The sequence below is a fragment of the Gillisia limnaea DSM 15749 genome (genome assembly GCF_000243235.1).
Taxonomy (GTDB): Bacteria; Bacteroidota; Bacteroidia; order Flavobacteriales; family Flavobacteriaceae; genus Gillisia; species Gillisia limnaea.
On sequence record NZ_JH594606.1, the window covers coordinates 1,964,942 to 1,976,663 of the forward strand.

At 38.5% G+C, this 11,722-nt stretch carries 11 protein-coding genes; 7 read left to right on the plus strand and 4 right to left on the minus strand.

What is annotated here, in order from left to right:
* Window positions 1-74 precede the first annotated feature (74 nt).
* From GILLI_RS10575 to GILLI_RS10590, 4 genes are all read right to left on the minus strand, one after another.
* A complete protein-coding gene (locus GILLI_RS10575; RefSeq protein ID WP_006989108.1) occupies window positions 75-1,079 on the minus strand; it encodes an acyl-ACP desaturase in 1,005 nt (334 codons plus the stop codon).
* A 153-nt stretch (window positions 1,080-1,232) separates the two neighbouring features.
* Window positions 1,233-1,961 carry a metallophosphoesterase family protein gene (locus tag GILLI_RS10580; protein WP_006989109.1) on the minus strand — a complete coding sequence of 243 codons (729 nt, stop codon included), beginning with the start codon at window positions 1,959-1,961 and terminating at the stop codon, window positions 1,233-1,235.
* 2 nt (window positions 1,962-1,963) lie between these two features.
* Window positions 1,964-3,100, minus strand: coding sequence for an ATP-binding protein (locus GILLI_RS10585; protein ID WP_006989110.1), 1,137 nt, complete (start codon window positions 3,098-3,100; stop codon window positions 1,964-1,966).
* A gap of 53 nt (window positions 3,101-3,153) precedes the next feature.
* Complete coding sequence (locus tag GILLI_RS10590; RefSeq protein WP_006989111.1) at window positions 3,154-3,906, minus strand: SDR family NAD(P)-dependent oxidoreductase; 753 nt, start codon at window positions 3,904-3,906, stop codon at window positions 3,154-3,156.
* 177 nt (window positions 3,907-4,083) lie between these two features.
* Here GILLI_RS10590 and GILLI_RS10595 point away from each other — a divergent pair, with 177 nt between their 5' ends.
* From GILLI_RS10595 to GILLI_RS10625, 7 genes are all read left to right on the plus strand, one after another.
* Window positions 4,084-4,902, plus strand: coding sequence for a DUF4382 domain-containing protein (locus GILLI_RS10595; protein WP_245545624.1), 819 nt, complete (start codon window positions 4,084-4,086; stop codon window positions 4,900-4,902).
* A 138-nt stretch (window positions 4,903-5,040) separates the two neighbouring features.
* A complete protein-coding gene (locus GILLI_RS10600; protein WP_006989113.1) occupies window positions 5,041-6,045 on the plus strand; it encodes an AAA family ATPase in 1,005 nt (334 codons plus the stop codon).
* A 90-nt stretch (window positions 6,046-6,135) separates the two neighbouring features.
* Window positions 6,136-7,002: a DUF58 domain-containing protein gene (locus GILLI_RS10605; RefSeq protein WP_006989114.1), complete on the plus strand. Its 867-nt coding sequence runs from the start codon at window positions 6,136-6,138 to the stop codon at window positions 7,000-7,002.
* Window positions 7,003-7,067: 65 nt separating this feature from the next.
* Window positions 7,068-8,705, plus strand: coding sequence for a BatD family protein (locus GILLI_RS10610; RefSeq protein WP_174269009.1), 1,638 nt, complete (start codon window positions 7,068-7,070; stop codon window positions 8,703-8,705).
* Window positions 8,705-9,709 carry a vWA domain-containing protein gene (locus GILLI_RS10615; RefSeq protein WP_006989116.1) on the plus strand — a complete coding sequence of 335 codons (1,005 nt, stop codon included), beginning with the start codon at window positions 8,705-8,707 and terminating at the stop codon, window positions 9,707-9,709. Before GILLI_RS10610 ends, GILLI_RS10615 begins: the two co-directional genes overlap by 1 nt.
* A 67-nt stretch (window positions 9,710-9,776) precedes the next feature.
* Window positions 9,777-10,820, plus strand: coding sequence for a VWA domain-containing protein (locus tag GILLI_RS10620; protein WP_006989117.1), 1,044 nt, complete (start codon window positions 9,777-9,779; stop codon window positions 10,818-10,820).
* Between the two features lie 37 nt (window positions 10,821-10,857).
* Entirely contained in the window at window positions 10,858-11,709 is an 852-nt protein-coding gene (locus GILLI_RS10625) for a tetratricopeptide repeat protein (RefSeq protein ID WP_245545625.1), read from the plus strand.
* Window positions 11,710-11,722 lie beyond the last annotated feature (13 nt).

The window sequence follows — 11,722 nt, forward strand, 5'->3', positions numbered from 1 at the left end:
AGAGCGGGCTTCATATATTTTATTCTAGATTGTCAAAATAAATTACCTGAGGGTATTTATATCCACTGGCGGTTTTAAAGCCTTCCATTGGCACCCACCCATTTAAATTGGTGCTGATCCTGTGGTATTGAAATCCTGCTTGCAATTCTGGTCATTCGATCCGGAAGAGCCATTAAATAATCCCTTGCTTTTTCGGCTTCATCGGTAAGGGAAGAGTACTTGTCAATTTCCCAATAGTCATTTAACTTTTTAAGAATATCTATATAATCATACGTGGTATAAACACCAAGTCGTTGAGCTGCATTGGAGAAATTTTCAAAAGCGGATGCGATATCATCTCCCGATTCTCTCAAAAATTGTGCAGGCATCACGATCTTTTTCTTCATCATATCCTGGAAGGCGAGCATCATCTCACTTGGATCATAATCAAAAATAACTTTTACAAATTCCCGGTATGCCAAATGGTGCCTCATCTCGTCCCCGGCAATAACACTACACATTTTAGCGAGCATTTTATTGCCTTTTTTCTTTGCGAGTTGTCCTACCCTTTTGTGTGAAATATTGGTAGCCAATTCCTGAAAACTGGTATATATAAAGTTCTTATAAGGATCTCTTCCGGTTCCAATATCAAATCCGTCACTGATTAGATATTGAGTAGTTTTTTCAATTTCTTTCATATCAACACGTCCGGAAAGATAAAGATATTTATTAAGAGTGTCTCCGTGTCTGTTTTCTTCTCCTGTCCATTGGCGTATCCATCGTGCCCATCCATTTTGTTGACCATGAGAAGCTCCGTGTTGCTCGACGCCTTCCATGTCCATCAACCACGATTCGTACGTAGGCAAGGCTTCTTCAGTAACCATATCGGCTACGAGGACAACCCAAAAATCATATCCTAATTCCTGAGCTTCTTCCCGAATCTGCACAATTTCATCCATGTAGTTATCGTTCTGAAGATTTGGCAAAAGATCTGTAGGTTGCCAAATCTCCTCGACAGGAATTAAGTATTTATCTATAAAACCATCTACAGATTTCTCGACGGTTTTCATAACTTCTAATCGTATATTATCTAAGGCCATAGCTTTTTATTTTTAGGGTTTTCCATACAATACAAAATAATTTTCTGTAAAGCGGTGCCTATTTTTTTTGTATTTATAATCAAAAATTGTGCAACTAAACAAAACCTAGCCTCAAAGATAAAAAGTTATTAAGATTTATTTCTAAAATTTATATTAATTTCTACCTTCCTCCTCGGGGTAAAGCTTATAAACAGGTTGACTTTGCCAGACATTTTTAGAATCCACATCTATCCCGGAAAGTTTACCTTTAAATGCGGCACCTGTATCTACGTTCCAAACATTTGCCATTTTTACGGGCTTTTTTTTATCTATTCGGGAAACCGGCGTATGACCAATGAAAATTTCTTTAAATAATTTTAAGCGTGTTGGATAGAACTTATGTGTAGTTGGCATGCTTTTATCAAGTGATAAGGCTGTTTCCCATAAAGTTCGATCCCAATAGAATCTACTCTCATGATATTCCTGCTCCGGTCCGTGGAGATTTGTAAAACCGGCATGAACAAATAACCTGTTTTGCTTATCTATGTAATAGTTTAGCATCTGCTCAAAAAAAGTCAGATGATTTTTGATTTCTTCTGAAGTAAAACCCCGGTAAGCATCAATGCTTGACTGGCCTCCATGTTGCAGCCATTGTTCGTTTAATTCGCCAGTTTTTAACCACCGATAGGTAAGGTCATCATGATTTCCGCGTAAAAAGATGCAGGAATTTTGTTTTGCAAGTTCAATTAAGTAGCTAACAACATTTGCTGAATCTTTCCATCCGTCTACATAGTCCCCCAAAAAAATAAGGGTATCCTCCGGGGTGATATTGATTTCTTCAAGAAGTTGTATCAAAGCCTTTAAACCGCCGTGAATATCTCCAATTGCAATAGTTCTTTTCATGGTTAACTGTATTGTACTTTTCTTAAGATCCGCATACTTTCTTTATAAGACTGATAAATCTTTTCGCTATGCTTCTTTAAAACTTCTTTTGCCGATTCCAGTTTCTGTATGGCCATTTCAAAATCATTGAAATAGCAAATCAAATACGTGGCAGGAAGATTTAAAAGGTCTTTTTCTTCATTTTTATTAAGAGCTGCTCCATTTTTCAGTTTGGAAATGAGGGCACTGTTAGAATTATAAATATGATATAAGATCTTTTTATCAAATTTGGGAGGATCAAACAAAAGCTTACTTTCTATCTCATATCCAGCGTTATCCTTGAATTTAATTTGAACTTCCTCCAATGGATAATACTGAAATTTATCCTGCAGTCCTAAATGCACGTATTCTACGATCTTGAAATAATCCTTATCAATGCTAATGCTCACTTCATCCAGGTCTGAATAAAAGAGTTTCACCTGTTCATTGATCAACTCAATATCTACCCTGGAAAAATAAATTTCATTTTTGATCTTTTTAATTTTTCCGGCCCAACATACCACAAAATATTCCTTAAAGACTTTATATTCGGGGTTATAATCCTTTCGTTTTCTCATAAAATCAAAAACTCCATCCAGAGTGAGCTCAATGTTGTTTTGGGCGTGTTTCTCTATCGCCTCCACGATTTTCGAATTCACATCCTTGATCTCTATTCCAAATATTTTGGGCATACTGATGCTTCCTTCCCTTATAAAAACCGAGCCGCCATAATATTTCCAGATGTTTTTACGCAACGAGCAAATTTTACCAAAATTTGGCCGGATTGTCACCAAACCAACTACCAGATTATCTAATAAGTGCGGAAAAGGAATGTTTTCATAGGAAACCATCGGTGGATTAGAAAGGTATGCGTTTACAAGATTCTGGATCTTGCTGTCATCAAAAAAATCTACCCCGGTAATACTATTGTCTTCATCCTCTACCCCAATGACAATATAGGAATTGTTGTTAGGATTGGAATTTGCAAGCGCACAAACGTGTTTTAAAAACTTTGCTTTTCCTTCTTTTTGGCTAATATTAAGTAACCGCTTTTTGTCATAAAAGCTGTTCTCGTCATTATGCGCGAGCAGGTTTTTAATTAAAAGCCGTTTGTTGATCATCTTTTGAAATTATTGATATTTCTCCGGGGTTTTTCGTTGTTCCCTCTTCCTTTTTAGTCTTTATTAACAATGGTGCTGCTGGCCTGTGCGCTGGGCATCACGGTAAGATCTGCAATGTTCACGTGATACGGTCGTGTAACCACAAAACGAATAACATCTGCAATATCTTCTGGTTTTAAAGCCTGGAATCCCTGATAAACTTTTTCTGCCCTACCAGTATCTCCTTTAAACCGAACTTTGCTGAATTCCGTTTCAACAAGTCCGGGATTAACCGCTCCCACCCGGATCCTTGCTTTATTAAGATCTATTCTCATTCCCTGGTTAATAGCGTCAACAGCAAATTTACTCGCACAATATACATTTCCGTTGGGATATACTTCCTTTCCGGCTGTTGAGCCTATATTGATGATATGTCCGGATTTGCGTTCCACCATTTGGGGAATTACCGCTTTGCTCACATAAAGCAGCCCTTTTACGTTGATATCTATCATGGCATCCCAATCATCTATATTTCCATCCTGAATAGCGTCCATACCGTGCGCATTTCCCGCATTGTTGATGAGAATATCGATCTTTTTAAATTCCTGGGGAAGACTTTCTATTTGTTTGAATACTTCGGTTTTATCACGAACATCAAAAGATAAGGTCGTAACTGAAACTTTTTTTGATAATTCTGCCGCAAGTTCTAAAAGAAGCTCTTTCCTTCTCCCGCATAGGATCAAATCAATATTTTCTGAAGCAAAAGCTCGCGCAGTTGCTTTTCCAATTCCGCTGGTGGCACCGGTAATAAGGGCGATTTTATTCATGATTTTTAAGTTGAATTTTTAAAGTTCCTAAGGTATTAAATGTATTGCTTGCACGGATGTTAAGATTATAAAAGCACGGTTAAGGGATGTTAAAAAACGTTAATTGTGCTTTAATTTATAATGTATTGAACAATGTTGCGTTCTTAACCCCGAACCCAAATTTAATTAAATATGAAAATGTACTCAAAGAAGTTTAGCCTAAGAAAAATTACAACAATGTTAATCGTTGCAATGGCAGTTACAATGTTTTACAGCTGCGATGACGATTCTGATGCTGAAGGAAAGGCAAGAGTTAAAGTTAGTATGACCGATGCCCCTGGAGATTATAAGAATGTTTTTATTGATGTTCAGGATGTAAAGGTGAAATCCAATATTTCTGCCGATGAAGAAGGCTGGGTAAGTTTATCCGGAGTTGAACCGAGAATCTATGATCTTTTGGAATTAACAGGTGGAGTAACACAGTTGCTTGCCAATTCTGAATTAGAAACAGGAACTTTAGGACAAATTAGAGTGATTTTAGGACCCGATAATACTTTAGTCCTTAATGATGGTTCGGAGGTGCCGCTTAGCACTCCTAGCGCACAACAATCTGGATTGAAACTTCAGGTAAACCAGGAACTGCAAGCAGGAATGGAATATGAGTATCTTTTGGATTTTGATGTAGATCAATCTATTGTACGTTCAGGTAATTCAGGAGGTTATATTTTAAAGCCCGTTATTCGTCTTGTGAATTTGGAAAGCACAGGAACTATTGAAGGAGAAGTACAACCTTCTTTAAGTCAGAGTGTGGTGAAGGCTGCAAATGCTAACCATAACATTACTGCTTATGCTGCTACAGACGGAAAATTTTCGCTTAATGGAGTTCCTCCCGGTACATACCAGGTAACTGTTACTCCCGCTATTGCATCTGGATTAGAGGTAAAAGTTATTAATAATGTTCAGGTTTCTTCCGGCGCGTCGGTTGATCTTGATGTCATTTTTCTTAATGAACTATAATAATTATAACTAATCTCTCAAAAAAAGACTGTCTAAAAAGGCGGTCTTTTTTTGTTTTTGTCCAATTTTGGTTCAATAATTGCGTATTTGCATCGTTCGTAATTTGTGAATATCTTCACATTCTTAAAAAAATATTCCATGATTGAAAATAATGCTTCAGTAGATATTTCAAGCTTAAATGAAAAAATAGAGCGGGAAAGCGCATTTGTAGACCTGCTTACCGGAGAAATGAACAAGGTTATTGTAGGCCAAAAAGATATGGTAGAACGTCTTTTAATTGGTCTTTTAGGCCAGGGGCATATTTTGCTGGAGGGTGTTCCCGGTTTGGCCAAAACCCTTGCTATCAATACCCTTGCACAGGCTGTTCATGGAACTTTTAGCAGAATACAGTTTACACCCGATCTTTTGCCGGCAGACGTTGTGGGAACTATGATCTATAATATGAAGCTAAGTGATTTCAGCATTAAAAAAGGACCTATTTTTGCCAATTTTGTACTTGCAGATGAGATCAACAGGGCGCCTGCAAAAGTGCAGTCGGCTTTGCTGGAAGCGATGCAGGAAAAACAGGTAACCATTGGTGATGAAACCTTTATTTTAGACAGGCCATTCCTGGTAATGGCTACCCAAAACCCAGTAGAACAGGAAGGAACCTATCCGTTGCCTGAAGCCCAGGTGGATAGATTTATGCTGAAAACAGTGATAAAATATCCTTTGATGGCCGATGAGCAACAAATTGTGCGCGCCAACTTAAGAGGTGGTTTCGAAAAGGTGAACCAGGTGGTGACCCTGGAACAAATTGCACGGGCACAAGCAGCTGTGAGAGAAGTTTATATGGATGAAAAAATTGAAAAATATATTCTCGATATCATATTTGCAACCCGAACTCCGGAAAAATATAAACTGGAAGAATTAAAACCACTTATAAATTTTGGAGCTTCTCCAAGGGGAAGTATCAACCTTGCGATCGCAGCTAAATGTTATGCATTTATAAAAAGAAGAGGTTATGTGATTCCTGAAGATGTTAGGGCGGTAGTTTACGATGTTTTAAGACACAGAATTGGAATTACCTATGAAGCCGAAGCTGAAAATGTAACTTCTGAAGATATTATAAGCAAAATTATAAATGAGGTAGAAGTACCATAAAAACGCCCATAATTCCTCTGAAGGGGGACATCTTGTTAAAAAAATAGTTGGTTCCTTTTCTCATCGGGAAAGACTCAGGAAACGTAAAGAATGGATACTAAGGAATTACTCAAAAAAGTTCGAAAAATAGAGATAAAGACCAAGCGCCTGAGCAATCATGTGTTTGGAGGGGAATATCATTCTACTTTTAAAGGTAGGGGAATGACCTTTAGCGAGGTTAGGAGTTATCAGTTTGGAGATGATGTTCGAAGTATAGACTGGAATGTAACGGCCAGGTATAATGAACCTTTTGTTAAAGTATTTGAAGAAGAACGGGAACTCACGATGATGTTGCTGGTAGATGTTTCCGGCTCTGAACTTTTTGGAACCGGAGATCAGTTTAAAAAAGAGATCATTACCGAGGTCGCTGCTACTTTGGCATTTTCTGCGACTCAAAACAATGATAAAATAGGACTTTTGCTCTTTTCAGATCAGTTGGAGTTGTTTATTCCACCCAAAAAGGGAAGATCTCATGTATTGCGCATTATCCGGGAACTTATAGAGTTCGAGCCTAAGGGAAAAAGCACCAATCTAACCGAAGCGCTTAAATATGCGACGAATGTCCTGAAGAAAAAAGCCATCATTTTTGTGCTTTCAGATTTTATCGATGATGGATATCAGCATAGTTTAAAGATCATTAGTGGAAAACATGATGTTACCGGGATTCGCGTTTATGACCGTAGGGAGGAAGAAATTCCTAACATTGGTTTGGTACAAATGCTGGACCGGGAAACGGGAGAATTAATGATGGTGAATACCGGCTCAAAATCTGTACGATATGCTTATGCCGAATATTTCAGGGATCGTGAAAATTACTTCAGGGAGAGTTTTACCAGGAGTGGCGCCGGAAGTTTTAGCACCCGGGTGGATGAAAGTTACGTCAAAAAATTATTGGAGTATTTTAAAACAAGGGGATAAGGAAAAAAATGACCAAAAAATATTCAAATTTAAATACGTTTATTATAAAATCGAAGCTACCTGAAATGTTCAGATTTCCCGAAGTTGCAACTGCTGCGTTTCAGAAAATTCTTATTTCGACTATTTTAATAGCTGCTTCATTTTCTGTTTTTGCTCAGGAAACAAAAGTTTCTTCTGCCGTAGATTCTACCCGAATAAAGATTGGGGAACAAATTATATACAGCATTCAGGTGGAAACAGATTCTACCAATTTGGTGGTTTTTCCGGAAGGCCAAACCTTTAATCCACTCGAGGTTGTTGAATCCCTTCAAACCGATACCTCCAGGATTCAAAACCGGTTTCGTCTTTTTAAGGAATATGCGCTAACTCAATTCGATTCCGGCAGGTATACCATTCCGCGGCAACAGGTTCTTGTAAATGACACGCCATACTTTACAGATTCCATTCTTGTGGAGGTTGCAAATGTTGTTGTAGATACCACCAAACAAAAAATGTATTCTATTAAACCTGCGATGGAAGTTCCTTCAGGATTTCAAATTCCAAATTGGGTATGGTGGTTTCTTGGGATTTTGGTGGTGATAGGTTTAGGATATTATTTCTTGAGAAGAAGGAAGAAAAAACAGGAGGCGGCCAAACAATTACCGCCTTATGAAAGAGCTTTGTTTGAATTGCAGCAATTGGATCAATCCCAGTTTTTGGAAAACAGGCAAACAAAAGAATATTATTCGAAGTTAACCGAAGCGGTTCGCCGTTATCTGGAAGATGAGATCCATTTACGTGCGATGGAAAGCACCACTTCAGAACTTATCCATGACCTCGAGATCAAAATGGAAGCCGGACAGCTGAAGTTAAGCCGTGAAACCATCGATGAGCTTAAGCGTATTTTACAACGAGCAGATCTTGCGAAATTTGCCAATTCCAGACCGGATATTATCACTGCCAAAGGAGACCGGTCTAAGATAGAGCATGTAATAAATGATACAAAAGCTGCTATTCCGGAACCTACGGAAGAAGAACTTTTAAAAGATGAGGCTTATAGAATTGAGCGACTTAGAAAACGAAAACGCAAAAAAATAATCTATGGCGTTCTGGCTGGTGTTCTTTTGATCGCAATAGCCGTCACGGCACTTATTACAACAAAAGGCTATGACTACTTAAAAGATTCCTTACTTGGGAATAAGACCAAAGAATTGCTGGAAGGCGAATGGATACAAAGTGAATATGGAGATCCCCTGGTTTCTATCACTACCCCAAGGGTCCTAACCCGCGGAATAATAGACAGACCGGACGAGGCAAATGAAATGCTGGTTGGGGATGAAACCTTTATAGACGGAAGCCTGGAAAAGGATCTTTATGTGGTGGTGAGCACTCTAAAATTTCAAGAGGGAGCAAAATTCGACCTCAATACTGTTGTGGAAGGTGTATATGCAAATCTTGAGAAAAAAGGCGCGAAAAATATTATTGTAAAAGACGAAAAATACAGCACAATTCAGGGTGTTGAAGGTGTAAAGGTTTTTGGAACACTGGAATTGGAAGACCCGGCTTCAAAGCGTGCTGTAAAAAAGGAATATATTATTTTGAATTTCGGAGTGAACCAGGGTTTCCAGCAAATCACTGTGATCTTTGATGAGCAGGATCCCTTTGCTGAAGAAATAGCGAACCGCATCATGAATTCGGTTGAATTTGAAAATCCCACGAATTAATGTTTGATAACTTCACATTTGAAAGCCCTCAGTTTTTCTGGTTACTGCTTTTACTGCCAATAGCCGCAGCCTGGTATTTCTGGAAGCGAAACAGGCAACAGGCAGAACTAAGGATTTCCAGTATTCGGGGATTTAAGAGTAAAAGAAGTATCCTGCCGGTTTTAAGGCACGGACTGTTCTTGTTGAGATTGATAGCCCTTGCATTATTAATAACTGCGATGGCAAGACCGCGAACTACCGATGTTTCTACAAGAACGAGCTCAACCCAGGGAATAGATATCGTGCTGTCCATAGATGTTTCAGCAAGTATGCTTGCCCGTGACCTTAAGCCAAACCGGCTGGAAGCATTGAAAGAAGTAGCAGCCGAATTTATTAAAGGCCGCCCTTCAGATAGAATAGGATTGGTGGAATATGCCGGAGAAAGTTTTACAAAAACCCCGGTTACCAGTGATAAGGCCATCGTTCTTGCATCCCTTAACGACATAGAATACAATACCGTTATACAAAGCGGTACTGCCATAGGAATGGGACTTGCAACATCTGTTAACCGATTAAAGGATAGTAAGGCAAAGAGTAAAGTGATTATTTTACTTACAGATGGGGTAAATAATTCCGGGTTTATAGATCCAAAAATTGCCAGTGAACTCGCCATAGAATTTGGAATCAAGGTATATACCATAGGAGTTGGAAGCAATGGGATGGCATTATCTCCAATTGGAATACTTCCCAATGGCCAGTTTCAATACGGAATGGCCCGGGTAGAAATAGATGAAAAATTACTGGAGGAAATAGCTCAAACGACCGGGGGAAAATACTTTAGGGCTACCAATAATGAAAAACTTGAAGAGATCTATGAAGAGATAGATAGCCTTGAAAAAACGGAGATCGAAGAATTTAAATACACCAATTATGAGGAAAGGTTCCGGCCATTTTTATTGTTAGCCGGACTTTTGTTGATTTTGGAACTTTTTTTGAGGTTTACTGTTTTCAGAAGTTTTATTTAAATTTAAAAATAGCAAGGCATATTTCTTCGGAAGGAATATCGCAATTGAACAATAAAGGAACATTTAAATGTATATTTTAGAAGAGGAAAAATTTTTCTGGTTATTGCTCATCGTTCCGGTGTTGCTCCTGTTTTACTTATTGCAAGTATTCTGGAAAAGAAAAAAGCAAAAGCAATTTGCAAAACCGGAAATGCTAAAGCAATTGAGTCCGGATAAATCCAGGTTTAAGCCGGGTCTTAAATTCACCTTTTTGTTGGTTGCTATAGTGGCGATGGCATTTGCATTGGTAAATCCAAAAATCGGGACCAAAATGGAAACCGTTACAAGGGAAGGCGTAGACATTGTTTTTGCGCTGGATGTTTCTAAAAGTATGGAAGCAGAGGACGTAGCACCCAACAGGCTGGAAAAATCAAAACAACTGGTAACTCAGGTCATCAATAATCTTGGGAGTGACAGAATTGGACTGATTGGTTATGCCGGAAGTGCTTTCCCGCAATTGCCTATTACCACAGATTATGCTTCGGCAAAAATGTTCCTGCAGTCCATGAATACCGATATGGTTTCATCACAGGGAACGGCCATAAGCGAAGCGATTAAACTGGCAACAACCTATTATGATGATGACAGCCAAACCAGTAAGGTGTTAATTATTATAAGTGATGGCGAAGATCATGAGGGAGATGCGCTGTCACTAGCAGAGGAAGCTGCCAAAAAGGGGATACGCATTTTTACAATTGGTGTGGGAACTCCCAAAGGCGGACCTATTCCTATAAAAAGAAACGGAGTGATTCAATCCTATAAAAAGGATCAAAATGGAGAAACCGTGATCACAAAGATGAACGACCAAACTTTAAAAGACATAGCAAACGTTGCTAATGGAAATTATATGCAGGGGAATGTTACTTCTGAAGTAACGGGAGAAGTAGCAGAATTTCTTCAAACATTGGATCAAACAGAATTCGAAGCAAAACAATTCGCAGATTATCAATCTCAGTTCCAATGGTTTTTAGGATTGGCTATTTTGTTGTTGCTGGCAGATATTTTTATGCTGGAACGAAAAACTGCCTGGGTGAAAAAATTAAACCTGTTTAACGAAAGAGGAAGTAAGTAATAAGATGAAAAACATACCAAAAACATATAATTTTTTTGTGTACTTATTAATAGGTGCAGCCTTTTTATATTCGGGTACTTCATATTCCCAAACTATGGAGGAGGAGAATAAAAAGATAGAAAAGCAAACAAATAAATTCTTAAAAGAGGCTGAAGAAAAGTTGGGTGAGAATGATTTTTCTTCTGCAGAAGCTTCTTATAGAAAGGCGGTTGCCAAGAACCCAGACAGCGAAGTTGCCCGGTACAATATGGCTAATATGTATTACAGCAAGGAAAAACCGGGAAATGCAACTCAGCGTTATAAACAAGCTGCTGCAGTTTCTGAAACCAAGGATTCCAAACATAAGATCTTCCATAATTTAGGCAATACCTTTATGGACCAGAAGAATTATAAAGAAGCCGTAGAAGCCTATAAAAATGCTTTAAGAAGCAATCCATTGGATGAGGAAACCCGTTACAATCTTGCTTTAGCCAAGAAAATGTTGGAAGAAGAGGAAAAAGAAGGCGGTGGCGGAGACGATGATCAAAAAGATAAGGACGAACAGGAAAAAGACGGGGAAAAAGATCAAAAAGGAGATGAGGGAGAAAAAGATCAGGATAAAAAGGATGGAGAAGATAAAGAAGATCAGGGAGGTGATAAGAAAGATGATTCTCAAAAAGAACCTGAAAAAGAGGATAAGAATGGAGATCCTAAAGATAAAAAGAAAGACGAAGGAAAAGACGGGGAGCAGGAACAACCTCAACAACCACAGCCCCAACCAGGACAACTATCTCCTCAGCAAATAAAAAGTTTGCTGGAAGCGATGAATAATGAAGAGAAGAAGGTTCAGGATAAAATAAATGCGCAAAAAGCACAGGGAGCTAAAACCAGGACAGGGAAGGACTGGTAGAAAAGCCTCACCC

Excerpts from the sequence above, each read along its gene's own strand:
- GILLI_RS10575 (WP_006989108.1), bottom strand. The coding sequence starts at position 1,079 with ATGGCCTTAGATAATATACGATTAGAAGTTATGAAAACCGTCGAGAAA.
- GILLI_RS10580 (WP_006989109.1), bottom strand. The coding sequence starts at position 1,961 with ATGAAAAGAACTATTGCAATTGGAGATATTCACGGCGGTTTAAAGGCT.
- GILLI_RS10585 (WP_006989110.1), bottom strand. The coding sequence starts at position 3,100 with ATGATCAACAAACGGCTTTTAATTAAAAACCTGCTCGCGCATAATGAC.
- GILLI_RS10590 (WP_006989111.1), bottom strand. The coding sequence starts at position 3,906 with ATGAATAAAATCGCCCTTATTACCGGTGCCACCAGCGGAATTGGAAAA.
- GILLI_RS10595 (WP_245545624.1), top strand. The coding sequence starts at position 4,084 with ATGTACTCAAAGAAGTTTAGCCTAAGAAAAATTACAACAATGTTAATC.
- GILLI_RS10600 (WP_006989113.1), top strand. The coding sequence starts at position 5,041 with ATGATTGAAAATAATGCTTCAGTAGATATTTCAAGCTTAAATGAAAAA.
- GILLI_RS10605 (WP_006989114.1), top strand. The coding sequence starts at position 6,136 with ATGGATACTAAGGAATTACTCAAAAAAGTTCGAAAAATAGAGATAAAG.
- GILLI_RS10610 (WP_174269009.1), top strand. The coding sequence starts at position 7,068 with ATGTTCAGATTTCCCGAAGTTGCAACTGCTGCGTTTCAGAAAATTCTT.
- GILLI_RS10615 (WP_006989116.1), top strand. The coding sequence starts at position 8,705 with ATGTTTGATAACTTCACATTTGAAAGCCCTCAGTTTTTCTGGTTACTG.
- GILLI_RS10620 (WP_006989117.1), top strand. The coding sequence starts at position 9,777 with ATGTATATTTTAGAAGAGGAAAAATTTTTCTGGTTATTGCTCATCGTT.